General features: G+C 59.7%; 15 protein-coding genes and 1 tRNA gene. 11 read left to right on the top strand and 5 right to left on the bottom strand.

Going from position 1 to position 25,179, the window contains the following annotated elements:
• Positions 1-2 precede the first annotated feature (2 nt).
• Together ACOFKT_RS04415 and ACOFKT_RS04420 are read left to right on the top strand one after the other, a co-directional pair.
• On the top strand, positions 3-1,493 hold the full coding sequence (locus tag ACOFKT_RS04415; RefSeq protein ID WP_419806213.1) for a mannitol dehydrogenase family protein: 1,491 nt from the start codon (positions 3-5) through the stop codon (positions 1,491-1,493).
• 189 nt (positions 1,494-1,682) lie between these two features.
• Complete coding sequence (locus ACOFKT_RS04420) at positions 1,683-4,820, top strand: carboxypeptidase regulatory-like domain-containing protein (RefSeq protein ID WP_419806214.1); 3,138 nt, start codon at positions 1,683-1,685, stop codon at positions 4,818-4,820.
• A 115-nt stretch (positions 4,821-4,935) separates the two neighbouring features.
• Here the strand turns inward: ACOFKT_RS04420 and ACOFKT_RS04425 are convergent, their stop codons facing one another.
• Positions 4,936-5,685, bottom strand: coding sequence for a sensor histidine kinase (locus tag ACOFKT_RS04425; protein ID WP_419806215.1), 750 nt, complete (start codon positions 5,683-5,685; stop codon positions 4,936-4,938).
• 559 nt (positions 5,686-6,244) lie between these two features.
• Positions 6,245-6,940, bottom strand: coding sequence for a response regulator (locus ACOFKT_RS04430; protein WP_419806216.1), 696 nt, complete (start codon positions 6,938-6,940; stop codon positions 6,245-6,247).
• 1,096 nt (positions 6,941-8,036) lie between these two features.
• Here ACOFKT_RS04430 and ACOFKT_RS04435 point away from each other — a divergent pair.
• The 7 genes from ACOFKT_RS04435 to ACOFKT_RS04465 all read left to right on the top strand — a co-directional run bounded on the left by ACOFKT_RS04435 (position 8,037) and on the right by ACOFKT_RS04465 (position 20,634).
• Positions 8,037-13,367: a chemotaxis protein CheB gene (locus ACOFKT_RS04435; RefSeq protein ID WP_419806217.1), complete on the top strand. Its 5,331-nt coding sequence runs from the start codon at positions 8,037-8,039 to the stop codon at positions 13,365-13,367.
• Between the two features lie 75 nt (positions 13,368-13,442).
• A complete protein-coding gene (locus ACOFKT_RS04440) occupies positions 13,443-14,942 on the top strand; it encodes a response regulator (RefSeq protein WP_419806218.1) in 1,500 nt (499 codons plus the stop codon).
• A 237-nt stretch (positions 14,943-15,179) separates the two neighbouring features.
• Entirely contained in the window at positions 15,180-15,698 is a 519-nt protein-coding gene (locus tag ACOFKT_RS04445; protein WP_419806219.1) for a DUF2127 domain-containing protein, read from the top strand.
• Between the two features lie 329 nt (positions 15,699-16,027).
• Entirely contained in the window at positions 16,028-16,468 is a 441-nt protein-coding gene (locus ACOFKT_RS04450; protein WP_419806220.1) for a division/cell wall cluster transcriptional repressor MraZ, read from the top strand.
• 45 nt (positions 16,469-16,513) lie between these two features.
• Positions 16,514-17,464, top strand: a complete 951-nt coding sequence (gene rsmH / locus ACOFKT_RS04455) for a 16S rRNA (cytosine(1402)-N(4))-methyltransferase RsmH (RefSeq protein WP_419806221.1) — start codon at positions 16,514-16,516, stop codon at positions 17,462-17,464.
• Positions 17,465-17,660: 196 nt separating this feature from the next.
• The gene (locus ACOFKT_RS04460) at positions 17,661-18,173 is read left to right on the top strand and encodes a cell division protein FtsL (protein WP_419806222.1); all 513 of its coding nucleotides are present in this window, start codon (positions 17,661-17,663) and stop codon (positions 18,171-18,173) included.
• A gap of 139 nt (positions 18,174-18,312) precedes the next feature.
• Positions 18,313-20,634: a penicillin-binding transpeptidase domain-containing protein gene (locus tag ACOFKT_RS04465; RefSeq protein ID WP_419806223.1), complete on the top strand. Its 2,322-nt coding sequence runs from the start codon at positions 18,313-18,315 to the stop codon at positions 20,632-20,634.
• Positions 20,635-20,686: 52 nt separating this feature from the next.
• On the opposite strand, the gene ACOFKT_RS04470 is transcribed toward ACOFKT_RS04465, so the two are convergent.
• From ACOFKT_RS04470 to ACOFKT_RS04480, 3 genes are all read right to left on the bottom strand, one after another.
• Entirely contained in the window at positions 20,687-22,156 is a 1,470-nt protein-coding gene (locus tag ACOFKT_RS04470) for a glycosyl hydrolase family 28-related protein (protein WP_419806224.1), read from the bottom strand.
• A 241-nt stretch (positions 22,157-22,397) separates the two neighbouring features.
• Positions 22,398-22,473 (bottom strand) — tRNA-Cys (locus ACOFKT_RS04475).
• 40 nt (positions 22,474-22,513) lie between these two features.
• A complete protein-coding gene (locus ACOFKT_RS04480) occupies positions 22,514-23,170 on the bottom strand; it encodes a peroxiredoxin (protein ID WP_419806225.1) in 657 nt (218 codons plus the stop codon).
• A gap of 260 nt (positions 23,171-23,430) precedes the next feature.
• Between ACOFKT_RS04480 and ACOFKT_RS04485 the strand changes: the two genes are divergently transcribed.
• Positions 23,431-24,360 carry a PhzF family phenazine biosynthesis protein gene (locus tag ACOFKT_RS04485; protein ID WP_419806226.1) on the top strand — a complete coding sequence of 310 codons (930 nt, stop codon included), beginning with the start codon at positions 23,431-23,433 and terminating at the stop codon, positions 24,358-24,360.
• A gap of 349 nt (positions 24,361-24,709) precedes the next feature.
• Positions 24,710-25,171 (top strand): response regulator, encoded by a 462-nt coding sequence (locus ACOFKT_RS04490; RefSeq protein WP_419806227.1) that lies wholly within the window; start codon positions 24,710-24,712, stop codon positions 25,169-25,171.
• The last annotated feature ends 8 nt before the right edge of the window (positions 25,172-25,179 follow it).

The raw sequence follows: 25,179 nt of genomic DNA on the forward strand, positions 1-25,179 counted from the left end.
CCATGAGTGACAACCCTGCAATCAAGCTGAGCGAAGCGACTCTGCAAGCCCTTTCGCCGGAGGTCCGCATCCCAACGTACCGCCGCGACGAACTCAAGCAGCACACGGTCCACATCGGCGTGGGTGGCTTCCATCGCGCGCACCAGGCGCTCTACCTGGACGACCTGCTGGCGGTTCCCGGTAGTGAGCGGTGGGGTGAGTGCGGCGTGGGTGTGCTGCCGGCGGACGACCGCATGCGCGATGCGCTGTGCGGGCAGGACTGCCTCTACACACTCGTGGAGCGCAGTGGTGACGGGCAGACGGCGCGCGTAATTGGCTCGCTGGTGGATTCGCTGCACGCACCGAGCGAACGCGAGACGGTGATCGAGCGCATGGCCGCGCCGGACACGCGCATCGTGTCGCTCACCATTACAGAGGGTGGCTACTTCCTGGACGAGGGCACTGGTAACTTTCTGGCCGATCATCCCGCGATTCAGTATGACGTGCAGCACCCGGAGGCGCCCGCCACGTCCCTGGGCCTGATCGCGGCCGCACTCGATCGCCGCCGCCAGCGCGGGCTGCCCGCCTTTACCGTGATGTCATGTGACAATCTGCAGGGCAACGGGGACATCACCCGCCGTGTGCTGCTCGGCTTCACCGGTCTCGGCAACCCCGCACTGCAGCAGTGGATCGCTGAAAACGTCGCGTTCCCGAACAGCATGGTGGACCGCATCACCCCGGTCACCACCGCCGCCGACCGCGCCTTCGTGGCCGAGCATTTCAAAGTGCAGGACGCCTGGCCCGTTGTGGCGGAACCCTTCCGGCAGTGGGTGATTGAGGACCACTTCTGCAACGGCCGACCCGCGTGGGAGACCGTCGGCGCGCAGATGATTCAGGATGTCGCGCCATACGAGATCATGAAAATGCGCCTGCTCAACGGGAGTCATCTTGCCATGGCCTACTTGGGCGCACTTGCGGGCTTCATCTACGTGCACGAGATCCTGGCCGACCCCCTGTTCCGCAGTTTCATCGCCGCCTTCATGGAGGAGGTCACGCCCGTAGTGCCGTTCATTCCGGGTACCTCTGTGACGGAGTACAAACAGACGTTGATGGAGCGGTTCTCAAACCCCACCATTAACGACCAAGTCACGCGCATCTGTTCCGAGGGATCGGCCAAGCATCCAAAGTGGCTGCTGCCCTCCATTGTGGATTTGAACAGGAAGGGCGGGCGAACGAAGCTCTTGAGCCTGGTGGTAGCAGCCTGGATTTTCTACCTTGGCCATGGCCGGAACGAGCGTGGTGAGCCGCTCGAGATTTTGGATGCACGCGCCGGCGAGCTGACAAAGCTTGCAGCCTCCGCCGACTTGTCACCGGTTCCTGTGCTGCAGGTGCGAACGATCTTCGGGGAACAGCTTCCTGCAAACGCCGCATTTGTGAAGGCAGTCGAGAAAGCGATGCGCTCGCTGGCGGCGGAAGGAACCCGCAGCACCATCCAGGCCTGGATGCGTGATTGATGGCGGTAAAGAAACGAAGGCGTTTCGCGCTCGAGTTCCCGATGTTGTTGCGTGCGTCGGGGTCAGCATCGGGCGCGCGGATTTCTACGGTGTATCGCTCAGTTCGTAATGGCTGAGTGAAAGATCTGAGGACTCTCAGCGATCCCGTGAATTGATCGTCCATTTACCTGCTGTTCGTATTATGTAGGCATGCAATCTTTTCATTTTGGTGGCGGCCGGACACGGCCCCGTTATGCTTTGCCCTTGTTGGGGTTGGTCGCAACGCTTTCACTTGGGGCGCAGGGCGGCAACCAGGGAACGCTGCAGGGTACGGTGATAGACGCATCGGGCGCTCTGCTGCCGGACGCCGTGGTGACGGTGATGAATCCGGCGCGGGGCACCAGTGTCTCGGTGCACACAAGCGATCGGGGCACATTTACGTTGCCAGCGCTGCCGGTCGGCTTTTATAACGTGACGATCGAGCACGCCGGCTTCGGAACAGTAGAGCGGCGCAATGTGGATGTGGAAGTCGGCAACCGCGTGGATCTGCCGGTAACGCTGCCCGTAGCGGCAAGCGCGGCAGTGGTTGAGGTGACGACAGGAGCGCCGGTGGTGGACATTGCGCGAACCAACGTGGCGGAGAGTGTGAACGAACGCGCCGTGGCGAACCTGCCGGTGCTGGGCCGCAACTTCTTGGATTTTGTACTGCTGACGCCCGGCGTTACGCGCGATGTGCGCGGCGGCGACCTGAGCTTTGCGGGGCAGCGCGGTACGCTGAACAGCCTGACGATTGACGGCGCGGACAACAACAACACCTTTTACGGCCAGACGCTGGGCCGCACCGGGAGCGGTCGCGCGCCGTACCAGTTCAGCCAGGACGCGGTGCAGGAGTTCCAGGTAAACACGTCGACGTTTGCACCGGAGTTTGGACGTGCGGGCGGAGCATTGATTAACGTGGTGACCAAGTCGGGCACCAATCAATTTCACGGCACGGGCTTTGAATTTTACCGGGACCGCAGCCTGAACGCGAATGACCAGGTGTACTCGCTGCAGCGCAACTACTTTCTGCGTGGGCTGCGTTCGACAGCACCGATCAAGCCGGGATACCACTTTCACCAGTTCGGCGGGAATGTGGGCGGACCGGTGTTGCACGACAAGCTGTTCTTCTTTTTCGACTATGACGGCCAGCGCAACACGGTCGGCATTCCGGTGGCGCTGACGATTCCGTCGATTGCGGCCCCGACGGCCGCGCAGACGGCCGCGATCAACTACTTGACGGCGCGGAGTGGAACGTACCTGACGCAGTTCAACCAGGACGTGTACCTGGGCAAGCTGGACTACCGGATCAATGCGGCGAACCTGATCAGCGCGCGCTACAACGGGCAGCGGTTTACCGGTACCAACCTGGAGAACAGCGGCACCGCCAGCGCGCAGGAACACACCGGCAACAGCAACGTAAACACCGATACCTTTGCGCTGGAGTTGAACACGCAGTTCAATCAGCACTTCCTAAACCAACTGCGCGGAAGTTATCAGCGCGATAACGAGCCGGGGCTGGCGAACTCGCAGAACGCCGAAGCGGCCGTGCGGCAGAACGGGACGACGCTGCTGACCGTGGGCCGGAACAACTTCAGCCCGCGTGAAACGACGCTGCACCGGCAGCAGTACGCGGATTCGATCAGCTACATTGCGAGCACTCACACGATCAAGCTCGGCTTCGACTTTCTGCGGGACCAGATCCTGAACTTCTTTCCGGGAAACTTTTCGGGTGCGTACACCTTTGATTCGCTGGAAAACTTCGGCAGGTCGTTGCTGGGTCAGCCGTTGCAGGTAACGGGCGCGGGCAGCGCGTCGCTGCAACTGATTCAGGCGTATGCCGGTGCGGGCACAAGCGGCGGAACCACGCACCCGGACAACGGGCAGATGGCGGCATTTGTGCAGGACGATTGGCACGCGTCGCGGCGGTTGCAGTTGACGTATGGCGTGCGGTGGGACCGGCAGACGTTTCATCAGCCGGGCGTAGTGAACCCAGTGGCGTTGACCACGGGTTTCAACACCAGCCAGGTGCCGGTAGATAACCTGAACTTTCAGCCGAGGCTTGGCATTGCATACCAACCCTTTGCGCAGAGTGACCGCACGGTGATCCGGGCGGGCGGCGGCATCTTTTACGGCAACACACCGTCGATCCTGACGGGGACGGCGAGCTCCAACAACGGCGTGAATCTGCAGACGTTTACCTTTCAGCCTTCAACCGGGGTGGCGCCGACAAACGCGAATGCGACAGGTGGGCCGTTCTTCCCCGGCAGCGTAGCGTATCCAGGGAATACTTGCGGCGCGCCGACGCCAGCACCGAGTTGCGCTCCCCCCGCAGGGTTTGCGGCGGCGAAATCGAATCTGTTTCTGTTTTCGACCGGCTACCACGAGCCGCGAGTGGTGCAATACAACGCACAGGTGCAGCAGCAAATGTTTCGTGACACGTCGCTAACGCTGGGGTATCTTGGCGCGCGCGGCACACGGCTGACGCGGACGCGCAATGCGAACTTCGTGTCAGAGTCGCCGGCAACGATCACCAACACGGCGGGGCAGGTATTCCGCTATCAGCGGATCAACTCGACCCAGCTGGTCAACCCGAATTTTAACCAGGTGTACCTGTTCGAGGCGACGGCGCATTCCGCCTACAACGGCCTGACTGCGCAACTGGATCGCCGGTTCAGCGGCGGCGTGCAGTTCAGCACGTCGTACACGTGGAGCAAGGTGATTGACGACGCGCCGGACGCGACGGCGGTCGTGGTGGGCAGCGACGATGCCAAGGAAGCATACGACCCGCTCAATCCGCGGCTGGATCTGGCACCGGGCAACGACGATGTGCGGCACCGGTTCGTGTTCTCCAGCGTGTGGGACCTGAACTACTTCGCCCGTTCACTGCATGGTGCAACGCGGCAGGTCGCGGGTGGATGGAGCATCAGCAGCATTGTGACGGCGCAGAGCGGCTTGCCGTACACAGCGCTGATCAACACCGCGCTGAACGGCTCGCTACTGACGGCGAACCAGCGCACGCCTGGGTCGGCGCGCAATCAGTACCGATACCCCAGGTTTGTGTCGTTCGATCCGCGCATTACCAAGACGATCGGCGCGGAACGGGTGCACCTGTTGCTGATTGGCGAAGCGTTCAATGTGCTAAACCATAGCAACCTGACGGGGGTGAACCGCCAGCAGTATGTGGTGACGAACAACGTGCTGGTGCCGAATACAAACCCGACGACGGGATTCCAAACGCCAAGCGCGTTTGGCAGCGCGGCGTCGTACAACGGCCGCGTGATCCAGTTGGCGGCGAAGATCATGTTTTAAACGGAAGCATAAAACGCGAGGCCGCCTGGATACAACGGCCTCGCGTTGTTATCAGAGGAACGGATGCATTCGCTGGAAGCGGACCGGGCCAGCTTAAGAAGCTGGGCCTGCGATGCTAAGCGGCGTGGCTCATCGTGTCGCCACTTACATGAGGCAGGCGAATCTTGAAAACGGAACCGGTGCGTCCCGGCCGTACGCTACTCCGGACGGAGAGCTTGCCACCGTGGTCCTCAACGATCCGTTTGGATAGAGAAAGGCCCAAACCGTTTCCTCCATCTGTTTTCGTTGTGAAGAAAGGTTGGAACAGCTTTTTCATAGAATCGGGCTTGATCCCATGACCATTATCGGCGACCAGGAACTCGATAGAGCCGGCATGCTTCTTCACTCTGATCGTGAGTCGGCCTTCGTTCGGCATCGATTCCAAGGCGTTTGAGATCAGGTTCGAAAGAACTTGCAGAATACGTGAGGCCTGAAGGTTCGCCACCAGATCGTTCGGAAGTTTTCGGACCAAGTGGATGCGTTTGGCAGTGATGGTTCGTTGATGGATGCGAAGCGCCGTCTCCGCCAACGTGGCCAAATCCATTGGTTTGCGATCCTGAGAAGATTTGGCGAAGCTGAGCGTCTGGCTGGCGATTCGGCTGAGATTCCGTAGTTGTTCCTCTGCCATGCTCATGTATGCGCGAACCTGTGCCGGGTTCTCGGCTTCCTGCTCGGTCAGATAGCAGAGGTGACCCAGAATCTCAAGTGGGTTGCGGATCTCGTGCATGGTTTCCAGCGCGAGCTGGCCTGCGGTCACACGTTGGCTGGCAGCCTCCCGTTTGAGATCAGGAAGCTCTGACCCGTGTTGCGTGACCGTGCCCGCCATGTTTTCGTCTCGACGCCTAGTGGGCGGTATGTGGGTACGATGCGTTCTCGCAACCTGGGGATTTCCCCAGCCGCCTCTACGCGCTGAGCAGTCGGCTCACAACCTGCAGCATTTTTCGAGGCCCCGCGAATGAATCCAGGGTCGGGACACCACGTTGCGGCGCGTTTTTATGCGGCACAAGGCAGAGCGCTTGCACTTGTGGGCAACCGTAGCAAGCGTAGAAAGATCGTTTTCACGTTCTGCTGCATTCAGTGTGTGACAAACAATTAGCAGGCGAACGGTGTCAAGAGCGGCGAACCGCGCAACCGGTCGCAGCGTCGTGGACACCTGATAGCCTGCCGATTGCAGCACGTGGCCCCGTGTGTCAAGGAGTTCTGAGTCTCGTCCACTAATGAGGATATGAGCGTGCTGCTGGTACATCGCTTCGTGGTTTCCCACAACTAGGATTTCCCGAAGTGGAGGAGCTTCGTCCATACCTAAGAGGGTCTGCTGCGCGTTTTGATCGTGGTCTATTGTCGACCGAAGCAAGGTACGATCCAATCTTCTTGTGAATGGATTTCTAGTGAGGGTGCCTCTTATCCGGTGCGTTAGTCGGCGGCGGTCCCAGGGGAGCGACGAGCTGGTTATTCAGGGCATACCGGGTAAGTTCGGCCGTAGTCCGAAGACCGAGTTCATTCATCAGGCAGCTCTTGTGAAATTCGACCGTCTTTGTGGAGATGGTGAGGACCGCGGAAATCTCCTTGGCAGTTTTGCCTTCCGCAATGAGCTGCAGCACCTCGCGTTGGCGGGGACTTAGCGGGTCGTTAAAAACGCTGGATGGGTCGGGCCTGAGGTCCTCAGGATGCTCCGCCGCATGTTGCGCCAGCGCGGGCGTAATGTAAATGCCGCCAGAAATCACCTTGCGCAGCGCGGCTACCAGTTCGCTGCCCGCGGACTGCTTGGAAACATAGCCGGAAGCACCGGCGTGGAACGCTGCCCGTAAATAGGGAAGCTCAACCTGTTGCGTGACAAAGATAAGTTTGATCCGTGGGTGAAGCCGGTGCAACTCGACTGCAGCCTGGATCCCATTCAGGCCGGGCATGCCGATGTCGAGGGACACAATATCTGGCGCGAGTGCAGCCACGCTGGCTAGTAACTGTCTGCCATCGGACACAATGCCCACCACGTCAAAGTCGGCCGCCAGGATGCGCGCGACACCATCCGTCATCAGGGCATGGTCGTCCGCAATGATCACGCGTCTTCTACGCATCTGCATGGACGGAACCTCCCAGGCAGAAGAAAAGAAAACATGCGGCACTCGGAATATCCCTAGTTTCCACAGCAGAGGTGCGGGTAGACACTCCACACATGCGAACGTCTCCCAGGCGTGTGCAGACGGCCTGCGGGCTGGGTCTACAGAAGGAAAGTAAGATCCCCCGCAGGTTGTCAGTAACCTGAGATTGCGAAGTTCGTTCTCCCCTTCCGTTCACGCACACTTGCGAGAGTCCTTTACTTTGGGCGTACCAATGCATGTTTTCTTTGCCTGTACAGAATGTTGTCTCAGGACAAGAAGATCAACCGGCTTGACTACAACCAGGCCTGCGCGTTGGGTAAAGACGACGACTGCGCTCGTTGTGTTCTGTTCCTGTGCAGGTCTCTTCAGCCAGATGAGCTCGCCCATGTGCAGCACACCACCATCTTCTTCCGAGTAGAGATGCTGATCGCAGCACCGATAGGGAAGCGAGCGGCCCAGGAAGTAGGGAAAGTGAAATCCGTTCGGAAGATCTCGCCTGCCAGTGGAGTCCTTTGGAGGCCAGCCTTGCTGGTCCGCTTTCATCGCTCGTCTCAGAACACCGCTCATCGCCACACTCCCATGACCACGATGGAGAGCAGGATTTTCACAATCAACTAGGAAAACTCCTAGCAAGTTGATCCAGTCATCCCTCTGCGTTGTTGTGCGCTGCGCAACAGCATTGAACTGCTATCGAGCAGAGAAAAAGCGCCTAAGATAAACCTCCTTTTTAGAAGGCTGTCGCACAAAGAAGCACTGCCGGTCATGCTCGCCAGCATAGGCGGCATGAACTTGATAAAAGACGGTGCGGGTGCTTCCGGGAGCGGCACACGCACTGACGGCATGGAAGATTCCATCTGGCTGAGAGTACATGAGGATTGACAACGCTCGTACTGTCGGTCTCAGGGTTTGTTCTTCTGAAGACTACGTGGTGCAAGCGTGCCAATACTTGCCGCCAGGGGCGCGACAACAGCCATAGCCAAACACGTACCCCGCAATCGACGTCATTCACTCGAAACTTTGTTCTTTTTCGCTGCAGGTTCTACCGTTGCAAAGGCGGACGCGTGCCAGAGGTTTCACGATGCAAGAGAAAAGTTCCGCAACTTCGAACCCATCGGTCGCAGATTCAGGGCTGACGGTTGTAGGAATCGGCGCATCCGCAGGTGGTTTGGCCGCGCTGAAGGAGTTTTTTGCGTCGATCCCTCCTGATAGCGGGATCGCGTTCGTCGTTGTCGTTCATCTGTCACCCGAACACAAGAGCATGCTTGCCGACCTGCTACAGCCCAGTGTGCGGTTCCCCGTGCAGCAGGTGACCGAAACCGTGCCGATCGAGGTGAATCACGTGTATGTGATTCCGCCCAATGCGAACTTGAGCGCGATTGACACACACCTACGTCTCTCCAGGCTGGAAGCGAAGCGGCGGGAGCGCTCTCCCATCGATCACTTCTTTCGCACCCTGGCAGCAACGCACGATGGCCATTCCATCGGAATCGTGCTGACGGGAACCGGTTCCGACGGAACCCTTGGCTTGAAAGAGATCAAAGCCAAAGGCGGCGTGATCCTGGTGCAGGACCCAAACGAGGCCGAGTTCGACGGCATGCCGCAAAGCGCTATTGCGACCGGCATCGTGGATCGCGTGCTGCCGATTGCGGAACTTGCGGAAGCACTGCTTCGGCTGGTCGCTGTGGGGTCGCGGATTCCCGCGCAGGAGAGTGTTGACCCACCGCCACCCACAGAACAGACACTTCTGCCAAAAATTCTGGCAATTCTGCGGACGCGCACGGACCGGGACTTCAGCCGTTACAAACCCGCGACGATCCTGCGGCGCATCTCCCGGCGCATGCAGTTGAACTATGTGGATGACTTCGCTCGCTACGTAGAGCTACTTCGTGAACAGCCCGAGGAAGCACGCGCCTTGGCTGACGATCTCTTGATTACGGTGACCAGCTTCTTTCGCGATCCTGAGGTCTTTAAGCGGCTGGAGCGGGACATCATTCCCCACCTGTTTGAGGGCAAAGGGGCCGCCGACACGCTGCGGGCCTGGTCGGTCGGTTGTGCCACCGGAGAAGAGGCCTATTCGATCGCGATGCTTCTGCTGGAAGAAGCATCGCGGATGAGCGACCCACCCAGGATTCAAATCTTTGCATCGGATCTGCACAAGAATTCGCTCGACGGAGCGAGAGAAGGACTGTATCCGGAAGAGATCGAGGGCGATGTCAGCGCCGAACGGCTCGACCGCTTTTTCCGCAAAGAAAATGGCGGCTATCGAATCTCCAAGGAGTTGCGGGATACGGTCGTGTTCGCACCACACAACCTGTTGGGCGATCCGCCGTTCTCGCGTATGGACTTGATCACGTGCCGCAATCTGCTGATCTATCTGGATCGTGGCGTGCAGCGCGACGTGATCGGGCTGTTCCACTATGCACTTTGCCCAAACGGCTACCTGCTGCTTGGCTCTGCGGAAACGACGGATGCCGCGGAGTTGTTCCGCACCGAAGACAAGAAGCTGTGCCTGTACCAGAAGCGGAATGTGGCGGTCCCGGAGCCCCGTTTACCTGTCTTTCCGCTGACGCGTTTGCGGTTGTCGCCAGACGGAACCGGCGCAAAAGGCGAGAACGGGTCGGTGAGCGTTCCACTGCAGGCGGTTCATGGCAATCTGCTTGAGAAGTACGCTCCTCCAAGCATCCTGGTCGGCCCGGAAAACAACCTCGCACGACTTTCGGAACGTGCCGGGCGCTACCTGATTCACCCCGGCGGAGAGGTGACGACCAGTGCTCTGCGTCTGATTCGCGAAGAGCTGCGCGTCGAATTGCAATCGCTTTTGCAACTCGCGAAAGAGAAGAGGATCGCGCTCAGTTCCCGAACGATCACCTTGCGCTTGGATGGTGAAGATACGCCTGTTGTGATGCACGTGCGTCCGGCTCAGGACAAGGATCAGGATGGCTTCGTTCTGGTGATCTTTGAGGAACAGCTCGCGACGCGCAGACAGGAACGTGCGCAGGCTGATGCAACGGCGGACGGCAAGCCCGGGCCGGAGTCCCAGGCGGAACTGGACGCCGTGCGTCAGCGTTTGCAGGCCATCATCGAGGAATACGAGACCAGCCAGGAGGAAATGAAGGCGGCGAACGAGGAGATGCAGTCCACCAATGAGGAACTGCGCTCCACCATGGAGGAGCTGGAAACTTCCAAAGAACAACTGCAAAGCATCAACGAGGAATTGCAGACCGTCAACCAGGAAAACCGGCACAAGGTGGACGAGCTTTCGCAGCTCTCCAGCGATCTGCAGAATCTGCTGTCCGCAACTGACATCGCGACCCTGTTCCTCGATCGCGATCTGCGGATTCTTCGGTTCACGCCCCGGCTCTCCAAGCTGTTCAACATCCGCACCACGGACAGGGGACGACCGATTTCGGACCTGACACACCGGCTCGGCTACGGGCAGTTGAGTGTGGACGCGCAGGCCGTTCTGGATTCGCTGGTTCCCATCGAGCGTGAAATCCGCGATGACGAGGAGCACTGGTATTTCGTCCGCTTGCTGCCGTACCGCAGCGCCGAGGAGCGGATTGAGGGCGTGGTCATCACCTTCTTCGAAATTTCCGCTCTGAAGAAGGCGGAACAGGCGCTGCGCGAAAGTGAAAGCCGCTTTCGAGCTCTCATCACGGCTGGCAATCATCCCATTTACCGCATGAGCCCCGATTGGCGGTTGATGTACCAGCTTGATGGGAATCACATTTTGGCCGACACCGTGAAGCCGGTAGACAACTGGGCCGACAACTATCTGCTCGCGGAAGACCGCCCTATGATCATGGCCGCGATTGATCAGGCGATCCAGAACCGGTCGGTCTTCGAGTTAGAACAACGCGTTTGGCTTGCCAACGGCAGCGTCGGTTGGGTGTTGTCGCGAGCCGTGCCGATCTTTGGCCCCAACGACGAAATTGTTGAGTGGTTCGGCTCGACGGTGGACATCACCATTCGCAAAAAGGCAGAGGATGCCCTTCGGGTGAGCGAGGCACGAAAAACCTTTCTGCTGAAGCTGAGTGATGCGTTTCGCAACATTACCAGCGCGGTGGAAATCCAGGGTAAGGCGTGCGAACTGCTCAACGAGCAGCTTCAGGTCGATCGCTCGTACTATCTCGAGGTCGACGAGGTCGCAGGTACCGCGCGTGTGGAACGGGATTTTGTACGGAACGGCGCGACATCTATACAGGGTGAGTACCGCATTGCGGACTTCGCCTGGTCAATCGCGATCCTTCGCCGGGCAGAGAGCTACGCGATTGTTGACACGCGTTCGTCGAAACTGGTGCCCGCGGCCGATCGTGCTGCTTCCGCAGCGCTGGCCATTATCGCCTGCATGGGAACGCCGATTATCAAGAATGACCGCTTGCTGGGCGCGCTCTGCGTGACCCTGTCGCAGCCGCGCACCTGGACAGAAGCTGAGGCCGACTTGCTTCGAGAGGTGAGTGAGCGCATATGGGAAGCAGTGCAACGGGCCCGTGTGGAAGCAAGGGTTCGAGAAGAAGAAGAGCGGCAGGCTTTCCTGCTTCGATTGAGCGATGCACTTCGCCCGGTCGCGGAACCTGTCGAAATCCAGAACGTGGCGGTGCGCCTGCTGGGGACGCACCTTGCGGTGAATCGCGCCACGTTTCTTGAAGTGATGCCGGATTTCGACACGCTGAAAGCCGGCCCGGCTTTTGCCGACGGAGTCGGTGACATGCCTGCGGTGATTCAGCTAGGCGATTTCGGTCAGCTCTTGTCGCGGCAGTACCGTAGCGGTCAGACCATCGTTGTCGACGACGTTCGATCGGATTTACGCTTTGGCGTTCCTGTAGCCGACGCCTTCGAGTCCATCCAGGTGCGTGCTGTCATTGGCATACCGTTCCTCAAGGAAGGGCGGTTGGTCGCAATTCTTGCGGTGCAGCAGGCCGTTCCCAGAAAGTGGGGCAAGCTGGATGTCGCACTTGTGGAGGAGGTGGCACAACGCGTGTGGGCAGCACTGGAACGCGCCCAGGTCGAAGCCGCCCTTCGCGAAAGTGAAGAGAATCAACGAATTCTGCTACAAGGAATTCCGCAGTTGGTCTGGCGTTCCCAGGACAACGGCTTCTGGACGTGGTCCAGCCTGCAATGGCAGGAGTTCACAGGACAAAGCCAGGAAGAAAGCCACGGCCGGGGATGGCTTGGTGTTCTGCATCCCGACGATGTGGAACCAACGCTGCAGGCCTGGGCTAGAGCGCAGGCTGAGGGAGAAATGGATGTGGAACATCGCATACGAAATGCGGAAACCGGTTTGTACCGGTGTTATCACACACGCTCCATTCCTCTGCACGACAGCAAGGGCGGCATTGTCGAGTGGCTTGGCACCTCTACCGACATCGAGGGATTAAAGCAGGCTGAAGCCGCGCGACGCACGCTTGAGGGGCAGTTCCGGCTGTTCGTGGAAAATGTGCAGGAGTACGGGCTGGTGCAGACCGATGACTCCGGACATGTTACCCACTGGAATCCTGGCGCCGAGCGGCTTTTCGGCTACGCTGCGGAATCGATGACCGGCAAGGATTTTGCAACGCTGCTTACGCGAGAAGATCAGGAAGCTGCACTCCTTCCGCACGAGCTGGAGGAAGTCAAAAAGGGGCACCGCAACGAGGATGCTCGATGGTTTGTGCGAAAAGACGGTTCGCGCTTCTGGGGCAGGTGGATCACCGAACCCATCTTGAACGATGCTGGTCAGTTCCTGGGCATGGCCAAAATTATTCGGGACGAGACGGAGCGCGAACGCGCCGCCGCGGTCACGGAAGGGGCACTGGCTGAAAAAGAAGAGCTGCTGAAAGAAGTTCACCACCGGGTAAAAAACAATCTGCAAGTCATCACCAGCTTGTTAAACCTGCAGGCAAACCAGATTCAGGATCAGCAAACACTTGGACATTTCGACGAGGCGCGAAATCGTGTCGCTTCGATTGCGTCCATTCATGAGCTTCTGTACCGTTCCGGTTCCATGGCTGCCATTCGCCTGGCGGACTATGCGAGACAGTTCGCGCCGGATCTGGTTGAGTTTTACGGGGCAAAAGACCGCGTCGAGATCGAAGTCAGGGGCGACGGCATGACGCTGGAATTGGAGCGGGCCGTCCCGTACGGCCTGCTGCTGAATGAGCTGCTTTCGAATGCTTTGAAACACGCATTTCCAGGCGAACGTCCTGGACGGATTCAGATCACGCTGGATTATCAGGATGATCAGACGATTCAACTTTGTGTGCTCGATGACGGGATCGGTATGCCCACTGGCGTTGACGTGGCGACCGCGAACTCACTTGGCCTGAAGCTGGTACACAGGCTTGCCCGGCAACTGAAGGGTTCCGTAGAATTCCGCAGCAGCGGAAACGGAACGGACGTGAAAGTGCATTTCCCCAAGCTTAGTTCTTGACAGGCTGCCAGAGCGGCGCTTAGCAATGCTTTACCACCGATGCGGCACCATGCCACGCACCTGTCAGGGAGACACGTGAGCACACCTGAGAACGAGCCCTGTCGAGTCCTGATCGTTGAAGACGAGTTAGTGGTCACAATGGACCTGGAGACGAATCTGGGCAGACTCGGCTACAACGTGATCGGCAGCGCGACCTCTGGAGAAGAGGCGCTGGACAGCCTTGGCAACAAGGCTGCAAACGACAATCCAAACCTCATCCTGATGGACATACAGCTGAGCGGCGACATGGATGGCCTCACCACCGCGGCGATGATTCAGCAAAGGTTCGACATCCCCATCGTGTTCCTTACCGCAAATGTGAATGAGGACACGATCGTCAGGGCGAAGGAATCGGGATCCTATGGGTTCCTGAACAAGCCTTTCCGCGTCAAGGAACTGAATGCAACGATTGAAATTGCGTTGCACCAGCATCGAGCGGGGAAGGCCATCTTCGCGGAGAAGGGATGGCTTCGCACTACTCTGGGCAGCATCAGTGACGGCGTCATTGCGACGGATGCAAGTGGCGTCATAAGGTTCCTGAACTCGGCGGCTGCGGAACTGACTGGCTGGTCTTCCGTAGACGCCCTCGGCAAGCCGATTGAACAGGGCTATTCGCTTACCCATCTGGATGGTCAAGCGGTGGAGCACTGCCAGATACGAAGGGCTTTACAGGAAGTCCGGTCCGTTCCGAAGGAGCGTTTTCTGCTCGATCTTCGCGAAGGCGGCACACGGGCCATTGAAGGCGCCGCATCGCCCATCGTGGAAAATGGTCAGCTCGTAGGGGCCGTGACGATCTTTCTTGACATCTCGGTGCAACTACAGCGTGAAAGGGACTCCCAGGATGAGCGGAACCGGCTCAATGAACAGGTTCAGCTCACCTCGGAGGCTCTAGGGCAGACACGGGAAGAGCTGCAGGCGCTCTCCCGTTACTTGATGAAGGTTCAGGAAGAAGAACGTCGGCGCGTCGCGCGTGAACTGCACGACGACCTCGGACAGCAGGCTGCCCTCGTGAGTATGCAACTGGACCGGTTCGAAGCGGAGCGGCCTTCTACCTCCGCGGAATTAGCCACGATACGAGCCGGGCTGAACACCCTGGCCCAGGGCCTCAGGGAGGTGTCGCACCGCCTTCACCCTTCAGTCCTGGAGGATCTGGGTCTGACCGCTGCGCTTGACGCCTTGGTGACCGACTTCCGCCGCCAGGGACTTGCTCTGACCGACTCCATCGCTCATGTCGAGAAGTTGCCAGCCGATGCAGGCACATCCCTGTTTCGTATCGCACAGGAAAGCCTTCGAAACGTGCTGAAGCATGCGTCTGGATCGGATGTGCGCTTGACCCTGCATGCAAGCCGGACAGAAGTGGTGTTGCGCATCACCGACAACGGACCGGGGTTCTTTTTGGCAGAGGCCAAGTCTCGCGGCGGCCTGGGTTTGGTGAGTATGCAGGAGCGTGCCAGCCTGGCGGGTGGCAACCTTTCGCTTACCGCCGAGCCGGACAAGGGCACCACGGTGCTGGCACGCATTCCTTTAAGGCCGTGATACCGCGAGTCAAATGCATTCCGGCCAATGTCTCATCCTTAAAGGCATCAAGTGGTCGCAGAGTTCCCAAAAACTTGCAAGCCACTGGGAACGGGCCACCACCATACGGACGGAAGCCGGGCGCCGCTACACGGACAATTGCCAGGTGACCGTCAATGTACCTGCGTTGGCAACCTCCACCGTCACGTTCCGACCGTACGCGTTGACAAGGGAAACCGGCGAGAGAACACTCGAATTGTGGCCGCACACACGCCAGCACAGGTTTTGAACACGGGCGATGTGACAGGCCATATTCCTGGGCACGATCGCGGCCTGCTGATCATTGCGATCTTCAAGCTGAGCAAGGCCGTGTTCTTCCTCGCAATCGCGGCCGGCGCGATGCACTTTATCCACCACGACCTGGGTCAGGCGCTCGACCGGCTTGTGGCGATTCTGAACCTGGATACGGAGAACCGGTTTGTGTCGCTGATTTTGGGCAAGGCCGACCTGGTCACGCACCATCGCATCCGGCAGTTCAGCATGTTGAGCGTGGGGTATGCGCTGCTCTGTTTAACCGAAGGATACGGTCTGGTCCGGCGGCGCGTATGGGCCGAGTACTTCACCCTGTGGCTGAGTACGGCATTCGTGCCGTGGGAGATCTGGGAGCTGATACGGCATCCACAGTGGTGGCGCATTGCGGTTCCAGTGATCAACCTGCTGATCGTGGCATACCTGGTCTGGCTGCTTCGCCGAAAGCGTCGTCAGGGCATCGTGTAGGCTTCTAACCGCAACGTCGATGGCGCAAGGCAACCCTTTTCCGGAAGCCGCTAGACGCCGGGCGAAAACAGCTCAGAACCAAATTCGCAAACGCAACATGTTGTGCATCAATCACGTGCACCACAACAACATGTGATTTCCACATACCACGTCATTTTGTCCACATTTCCACTCTGATTCCCCCTTGCTTCGTGACGTGGAACGAGTCACCATGTGGCTGTTGGTGGAGTGAAGTGGAGTGAAAGGGACAAAACAGTCCCAAGAACTTCCCTCCTAGAGCAGAATACGGCTGCAGTGGCGGAACGGCACTTCGGCAGGGAGCCAATCGGGTGTTTCGCGGGAACCATCCAGCGCGCGTGGACGAGAAAGGCCGCCTTAAGCTGCCTGCGGAATTCAAGCGTCGCGTGGATGAGGCATACGGTCCGCAGTTCTACGTAACGAGCAAAGACGGCAAGCGGGCAGAGATTTATCCGCTTCGTGAGTGGGAAAAGGTCGAGGAGAAGCTGGCGGGCATTCCCTCAATGAACCCGGCCAAAAAGAAGTTTCTGGACGTGACGAACTATTACGGCCAAATGGCAGAGCTGGACGCGCAGGGCCGGCTCACCTTGCCACAACTGCTGCGCGACAGCGCCCGGGTCACCGCTGAAGTGGTGGTGCTTGGAGCGCAGACATACCTGGAAGTCGTGAATCATGACGACTTCAAGGCGAAGTTGGAAGCCGAACCGTTGAATGAGGCCGACCTGGCCGCGCTGGCGGATCTCGGACTGTAAGGCGATTTGGAAGTCGGCCCCCAGGGGCCCACATGGAGGCGGAAAGTGACGGTTCCGCAGCATGTACCGGTTCTTCCTCAACAGGTGTTGGACCTTCTGGATATAAAGCCGGGCGGCGTCTATGTGGACGCGACGCTCGGTCTGGCCGGCCATGCGACTGCGATCGCGCGGCGGCTGGGAGCGGCCGGAACGCTGATCGCGTTCGACCGCGACCCGCAAGCGATGATCCTGGCGCGAGAGCGGCTTTCGGAACTCCGCGACGAGCTCGGATCCGCGATGCCCCAGGTGCGGTTGATCGAGCGTGCATTTTCGACAGCCGGGGAAGAGATTGCACCTGGCAGCCTGGACGGCGTGCTGGCGGATTTCGGTGTCAGCAGTCTGCAGCTGGACGAAGCTCACAGAGGATTTAGTTTTCGGCAGGATGCTCCCCTGGACATGCGTATGGATACGCGCGAGGGAGTTACTGCCGGTCAAGTGGTAAATCAGATGGACGAGGAAGAGCTCGCCGATCTGATTTACGAATTCGGAGAGGAAAGGAGGTCGCGGAGAATCGCCAGAGCCATTGTCAGGGCACGGCCGATACTTACTACGGCGGAATTAGCCAAGGTAGTATCGGTCGCTGCCCCAGCAATGAAAGGCGACAAGTTACACCCTGCGACGCTAACCTTTCAGGCAATCCGAATTCACGTGAATGATGAGTTAGGCGAGATCAGGTCGCTGCTGGAAAGCGCGCCATCTCTGCTGAAAAGGGGAGGCCGGCTGGTGCTGATCAGCTTCCATTCCCTTGAGGACCGCCAGGTAAAAGACGCCTTGCGCGATGGCGCGAAACAGGGAATCTGGGAAGTGCTGACACGCAAGCCGGTCGTTGCCGACGAGGAGGAGCAACGCCGCAACCCTCGATCCCGCAGTGCGAAGTTACGCGCGGCAATCCGGACAGAACCTCAGAAGGTGAGCAGGATAGCTCCGGAAGGTGGAAGTCTGCGAGGAAGAAGATAAGTGTGGATAAAACGGTGGATTGTTAGGATAACTTTCCTAACTGCGACGGGTTCCACTGGAAGTTAGTTGTCAAAGATTGATCGTGCTGCAGATAGTCCCTGTACTAAAGACGCGTGCAGCAAAATCGGTGCAACATAGATTTTTGGAAGGGGAATCAAGCAAGGTTCCCGCGTGTGTGTGGCGAAGGAGAAGGACGATGGAACAGGCAATGACGGCAACGGGCACTTTGGGCCGGGCGCAGCGCGAGCGCGCCGAGTCATTCCGCGATCACAATCGCACGGTGTTCGACGCACAGCGCCGCGCACGCCGTGGTCCCACGCCGGAAATCTTCTTCACCAAGCACCTGGATAACACTCGGCTGGTCAAAGAGGACGATCCGGAGCGCCGGAAAGAGGTGCGCTCGTTTACCCTCGCCATGTCGATCCTGTTTCTGCTGACGATGACGTATGTTTGGCAGCACTTCTCATCGATCGAGCTTGGTTACTCTATCGAATCGCAGAAGATCCAGGTGGACCACCTTCGCGAAGAGAACCGGCAACTCCGGCTTACCGAGGCGCAATTGGCTGACCCCGACCGCATCGACCGGATCGCTAAGCAGCTTGGTTTGGACATGCCGCAGCCTGGGCAGGTCGTGCGCCCGGAGCTGACATTTATGGGCGGCGAGGGTGTTTTGGCGGAAGCAAAAATTCCAACGCAGCTGAACCGGTAAGCCGGTTCAAGCGCCCTGCCCAAGTCAGCGCGAACCTGCAGAGGTTCGCGCTTCTTGCAGCAGCACGGATTCCGCAGTGTCTCTTCTGTACCGCGCCACATAAGCTGGTGGCACCTTTACTTCTGGAGTTTCTTCAACCATGCAAACGCAGTCCCGCCAGCCACTCACCGCACCGATCCGGCGCAAGCGTTTTGCGCAAGTCGCGGTGTTCTTCATGGTGTGGACTGTAGTGATTTCGGGGCGGCTGATATGGATCCAGATCGTGAAGCACCACGACTGGGTAGAGCGCGCGGCCAAGCAGCAGCAGCGCACGTTTGAGGTGGCGCCGCGCCGGGGTGTGCTGTACGACCGTAACCTTCGCGAACTTGCGGTAACGGTTCTGGCCGAATCGGTATACGCAGTGCCAACTGAACTTGGCGACAATCGTGAGAATGTAGCCGACATTATCTCCGGCATTGTGCATACAGATCCGACGGACACGTTTACGGCTCGCAACACGATCCTTGCCCGGTTGAACGCGTCGCGCAACTTTGCGTGGATCGCCCGCAAGCTGAACCCGGAACAGGTACAGCGCATCCGCGAGCTGAACCTGAAGGGCGTGTATCTGCAAAAGGAGTACAAGCGCTTTTACCCGAACACTGACCTGGCATCGCAGACGCTGGGCTATGTTGGTTTGGACGACACGGGTCTGGGCGGCCTGGAGCAGGAGTTTGAAGATGAGCTGCACGGTGCGCCCGGCCACGTGCTGACCGCGGTGGACGCGAAGCGGCACGCGCTTGGCTCGGAAGAACGTGAACCGTTGCCCGGCGAAAACCTTGTGCTGACCCTGGACGCCAACATTCAACACATGGCGGAGCAGGCGCTGGACCGCCAGATGGAGAAATTCAAGGCCGCGCATGGAACGGTGGTGGTGCAGGATCCGCACACGGGTCAAATTCTTGCACTTGCCATCGCGCCGCGCTACAACCCCAACGATCTGAAACACCAGGATCCGGCGATCCTGAAGAACCTGGCCGTAAGCGATATTTACGAGCCGGGGTCGACTTTTAAGCTGGTGACCTACTCGGCGGCGCTGGACGGCGCTGGCGTGCAACCGACCGATATCGTCGATTGCCAGGGCGGCGCCATGACCATGTACGGCCGCACCCTGCACGACGACAAGTCCGATCACTTTGGTCGCGTAACCGTGAAGTACGCGCTGGAGCACTCCAGCGACGTGGGCGCCGCAAAGATGGCGTTGAAGCTGGGAAACAGCAAGTTTTACGATTACATACGCGGCTTCGGTTTCGGCGATCGAACGGGTGTAGAGCTGCCAAGCGAGACGCGCGGCCTGCTGCGTGCGCCGCGCAAATGGGGGGCGACCAGCATCCTGTCGATCGCGATCGGGCAGGAGATCGGTGTAACGCCAATTCAATTGGTGAGCATGGTTTCGTCCATCGCGAACGGCGGCACGTACCTGCCGCCGCACGTGCTTCTGAACGCCAGCGATTACGTGAAAGGTGACCCGCATCTGCAGCCCGCGGCGTTCCACCCGACGACCTCGCTCACCTCGAATCTGCCCGACGGCACACATCGCGTCATCAGTGAGCTGACTGCCGCCAAGATGCGCATGATCATGGAGGGCGTCGTCACAGAGGGCACAGGATCGCAGGCCCGGCTGAACGGTTACAGCTCCGCGGGTAAGACAGGCACGGCAGAGAAGGTTGATCCCGTTACGCACACCTACTCGCACACCAAGCTGGTGGCGAGCTTTGCTGGCTTCGCGCCGGTGAACAACCCGGCGATCTCGGTTGCGGTCGTTATCGACACGCCAACCGTTGGCACCGGATACGGCGGTACGACCAGCGCCCCGGTCTTCGCGGAGGTCGCGCAGCAGATCCTGGAGTACCTGGGCGTTCCGCACGACCAGCCGATTCACCCGCCCAAGCCGGGCGATATACCTGCGCACGCACCGACGATGATTGCGGAAGACGGGCCTTCTGAGGAGACGGGCGATTTGGCCGCGCTGTTTGCGGAAGCCAACGCATTACCGGCGGACGACCCGCTGCACGGCGACGTTTCAGGCACGGCAAAGCCGGCGCAAACGGCCCAGGTCTCCACTTCGGCATCGCCGTCCAGCAAGGCGGCGAGCATCTTCGCTGCACTGCCGCAGAAGATACTGCAGGCCTTTCGCGAGCACGGCGGCTCGTCGCTGATGCCGGAAGAAGCGGCGGTGCAGCCGATGCCCAAGCCGCAACCCTCGACGATCGTGCGTGCCGACGGTGCTGTGGTCGTGGATGCGAGCCGCAAGGTTGCCGTACCCGTCTTTGACGGCAGCGGCCTGCGCTCCGCTATTGAAAAGGCGGGCACTGCGGGCCTGCGGGTGCAACCCGTGGGCAGCGGTTTGGCACGGGAGCAGATGCCGGCGGCGGGCACCATGGTCCCCATCGGCACGGAGGTCGTCGTTCGCTTCGGACGATGATGCAGTATATGCAGCACGGCTCTGTAAAATTCGTGCAGCTTTGGATTTCTGATTATTTGCCGCAGCGATAAAGCGTGCCATCTTCCGTCGCGCAAACCTGCGAGCTGCCCTTGCCCGCAAGAGCGTTGACGCGTGCGGTGCCAAGCCTTGCCCCTGCTGCGGTTTCGATGGCGATATCCTGGCTGTCACTATGCTGGCGGTCCACGACTAATTCGACGACGCCCAGAAACTCGAACGGGCCTTGAAGTCCGGGTGGAGGAGTGACGCTGGCCTGCAGCCGTCCGTTCGCGTCCAGGCTGAAGCGGAACGCGGTGGGACCAACCTGAACCGTGGGACTCTTGCTGGTGATCAGGAACTCGTGCGCGACCTTGGGTGTGCCGTCGCCCGTGACCCAGTGTCCGACCAGCCGTGCCGACCACGCGGCACTGTGCGGGTGCTGCAGCATACCAATCGCGATCGGCTGCGCAGGCGTAAAGCGCCAGCTACCCGGCAAGATCTCAACAGGTTCGGCATCCGGTGTTGCCATCGGTTTCACTACCGTGGGAATGCCGGTCGCGTAGAACCCAAACCCATTCGCGTCGGTTGTGATGTTGACCCAATGATCCAGTTCATTGGGCGACTCCCCCGAGATCGGCGAGCCAGCGATGAAGTTGTCGGTGAGCGTCAGGCCAATGCCAGAAGACTCGGCAGCATCTAGAAACTTGCCCGTGCGGGTATTTTCCTGGTGAATGCCGGAGATCTTCAACGTGCGCCCGTTTATGCCGGCGAGTTTGATGCCGCTGGTATTCTCCATTGTCGTGCGTCCGCTGAAGCTTATGGTCTGGCCGTCGTGGATGTACACGGCGAAACTGCCGGTGTCGCTAAAGGTAGACAGGCCGTCGACGTTGACCGTAGTCGTTGCGAAGCCCGGGTTTTTATCGCTCTCCAGCATTAAACCGTGGCGTCCTGCGGCGTTGCACTTTACGTTATGCAGGCTTTCGTAGCCACCCTGCTCAATAAAAATGCAGTCCTGCTTCGAATACTGGATCGAGACGTTATCCAAACGCACGTCGTACCCCAGGTAAGGCGGCTTGGCCGCCGGGTCCGAAAGCATGGCGAAACCTGCCCCAGTGAGACCGCCCGTGTGACCGTCCCAACCGCCAAAAATTTCAAGGTCACGCAAGAGGGTGTTGCCGCGTGACACAACCGCATTCTGCTGCACCGCTCCGTCCAGATGGATGATGGTGTTCTCGCGCCCCGCTCCAATCACGCTAAGGCCCGTCACGTCCAGAGTGGACAAGATGCGGTACGTGCCTTGCGGCAGATAGAGCAGCGCATGCGTCCGGCGCGCGTCATTGATGGCAGAGTTCAACGCCGCAGTATCCTCCGTAGCACCGTCCGCTTTGGCGCCGTATGGCTGTGCGCGTGCGTTTACGATTCCGCTCGGCCCTGCGGCGTCCGAAGCGCTTGCCTGACTTCGTCCGCCAGCGGTGACGAGCAGGGCGGTGCTGAGCAACAAGGCAAGCTGGCGCGCGAGAGACATGAATGTAGGACGCTTTACTGCGGACACGCGGGCGCTGGCAGTCATCCTTGTGTGATCTACGAGTGGTCAGAGCGACGCTGCGGCGATGGAAGGGGTCATCTGAATCGCTCATCCCGAAACATCGCTCGCCTTTTAAACCTCGCTACGGGCGAGGCGCGCTCCGCGCCACGTTGTGGTCACCTTCACTGAGCAGTCAAACGTAACGCGCGCCTGGACCAGAGGCGTTTCGTTCAGAGGAGTGTGGAGCACCGGGTCGGGATTGAACCGACGAATACTGGTTTTGCAGACCAGCGCGTTAGCCACTTCGCCACCGGTGCTCATTCGCTCAAGGCGAACGCCTTGATCCTGTCGCGAGAACTATTGCGGCTGTGCCGCGGTACGCAGATACGGCTTCACCGTTTTGTAGCCGGGGAAGCTCTTGTCGGCCTCGTCGTTGGAAACAGCGGCGGTGATGATGATGTCGTCCCCCTGCTTCCAATTGGCGGGCGTCGCAACCTTGTGCTTTGCGGTCAGTTGCATAGAGTCGAGCACGCGCAGGATTTCGTCAAAGTTGCGACCCGTGGTCATCGGATAGGCGAGATGGAGCTTGATCTTCTTGTCCGGCCCGATGACGAAAACAGTGCGCACCGGAGCGTTCAGCGCAGGTGTGCGGCCCTCGCTGGTGTCACCCGCATCGGCGGCCAGCATGTCGTACAGCTTGGCAATCTTCAGATCGGGGTCGCCAATCATCGGGTAATTGACGGGATGACCGCCCACATCCTCAATGTCCTGCGCCCACTTGCTGTGGCTATCCACCGGATCGACGCTCAGCCCGATCACCTTGGCGCCACGCTTCGCGAACTCCGATTCAAGACTCGCCACTGCGCCCAGTTCCGTCGTGCACACCGGGGTGAAATCCTTGGGGTGGCTGAACAGAACGGCCCAATTGTCGCCAATCCACTCATGAAAATGGATCGGGCCCTGCGTGGTTTCAGCGGTGAAGTCTGGTGCGGTGTCGTTGATGCGCAGTGACATTCATTCCTCTCGCGAACGGCCGTGTTGCACAAGCCGGTGATGCCCGTTAGCTGAAGTTCCCGGCCGAAACCGGACTCTCACTTACTTCGATGCAAATTACAAAGCCCACTGAAGCAGATGCTTGAGTGGGCCGAGGCGGTGCAATCTGTGCGAAGCGATCAGACCGACGACCCTGCCAGGCCACAGCAACAGCAGCAGGGAACAAACGAATTCATGGTCAATCGCTTCATCTGCTGCAACCATAGCGTTGGAGGTGTGGCATGTCAAACAACTGGCCCGACAGGGCAGCGGGCGCGCGCTGGCTGGACTGGGCGCAAGTGGATGTGTTCGCCGATGCACCGTACCAAGGCAATATGCTCGCCATCTTCCCCGACGCAACCGGGCTTACCAGCGAACAGATGCAGGCAATTGCGCGGGAAACGAACCTTTCGGAAACCACGTTTGTCTTCCCTCGAGACACCGCCACCGAGCAGAAGGACGGCGTACGTGTTCGCATCTTCACCACAGAGGAGGAGCTGCCGTTTGCCGGCCATCCCACGCTTGGTACGGCAAGCTGGCTACGGCTGCAACGGCATGAGCTGGCGCATGCGGAAGAGATCGTGCTGCGCCTGAATGTTGGACCGGTTCGTGTGCAGTTCCCGCAGAATCCTGCTGCGGCGAGCGACGGTCGCGTCGTGGCCGAGATGCTGCAGCCGACACCCGCTTTCCTGGGCGGCGTGGACCGCAACGCGGTCGCGCTGGCACTCGGTCTCAGCCAAGCGCAACTGCACCCTCGCCTGCAACCGGAGATCGTCAGCACGGGCCTGCCGATCCTCATCGTCCCGCTCGCGTCGTACGGGGCGCTTGCCGCGATGCAACCCGACTTCCCTCGCGAAAAAGCGCTGCTCGCTGCCACGCCGGCCAAATTTCTGTACTGCATCGCGCCGGATGAAAACGAGTGGCGTGCGCGGCTACCGCTATACGGCGGGGAAGATCCGGCGACCGGTTCCGCCGCGGGCTGCGCCATCAGCTACCTTGTCGCGCACGAGGCGGCCCGCCCGGGCGAGCCGGTGACGATCCTGCAGGGCGAATTCGTACACCGGCCCAGCCGGATCCTTGTCCAGGCATCGCGCGACGGGAACAAGGTGCACGACGTGCGTGTTCGTGGCTGCACCATTCCCGTGGCAACCGGACGGTTTCTCCGTCCGTGATCCTGCGGCTTTCCACACGGCTTGCAGAAGGCAACTTGCTCACAGCGTTCGAGTTCGCCTCGCACTGGAAAGCTGGACGGATTCTAGCGTGCTTGTTTCGCCATACTTTCGCCGTTGCCACGGCAGGTACATGGCCGTAGTGTGAGGAACGTTGATCGCGCTTTGCCGCGGTCGTGCTGAGTACCCCGCAGCAGTAATTTCCGACAACCTCTGACACGGGCAACGTGCCGCAACGGCGCGAACGCCAGTGTTCGTTTTCACGGGTGAGAAGTTCGCCCGGTCCCCGGCTTGCCCTGGCAAGTCAAACGCCCTCTTGCGCCCAAACAGCGCCCGAGGAATGAAAGGTCCTATGCGCCCCCGTAAGGTAATCCTCTGTGTTGACGACAACGAACAAACGCTTGCCGTTCGCAAGTTCCTGCTGGAAACGCGCGGCTATCGCGTGCTGACCGCGTCCTGTGCGCTGGACGCGCTTGCGTTGCTGGAGGCATCGGAAACGGGCGCCATCGACCTGCTGCTGTGCGATCTGATCATGCCGCACGTGGATGGCAGCGAACTGGTGCGGCGCGCCCGTATTGTGCGCCCGGGCGTCCCTACGCTGATGATCTCCGGCACCGTCTCGCAATTGGAACGCGGCGCGGAAGCCGATGCGTTTCTTCCAAAGGGCGCATGCTCCGCGGTCGAGCTGCTGGAGCGCGTGCGCATCCTGGTCGCACGCAAGCGCGGGCCCAGAAAAGCGGTTGTCTCTGCCCCAGCGTGGAACGCGGGCGTGCCGATGAATGTTGGGTCTCACCAGGTGCAGCGCGCTTTGTAACCTGCTGA

Source organism: Terriglobus sp. (assembly GCF_965201105.1).
Taxonomy (GTDB): domain Bacteria; phylum Acidobacteriota; class Terriglobia; order Terriglobales; family Acidobacteriaceae; genus Terriglobus.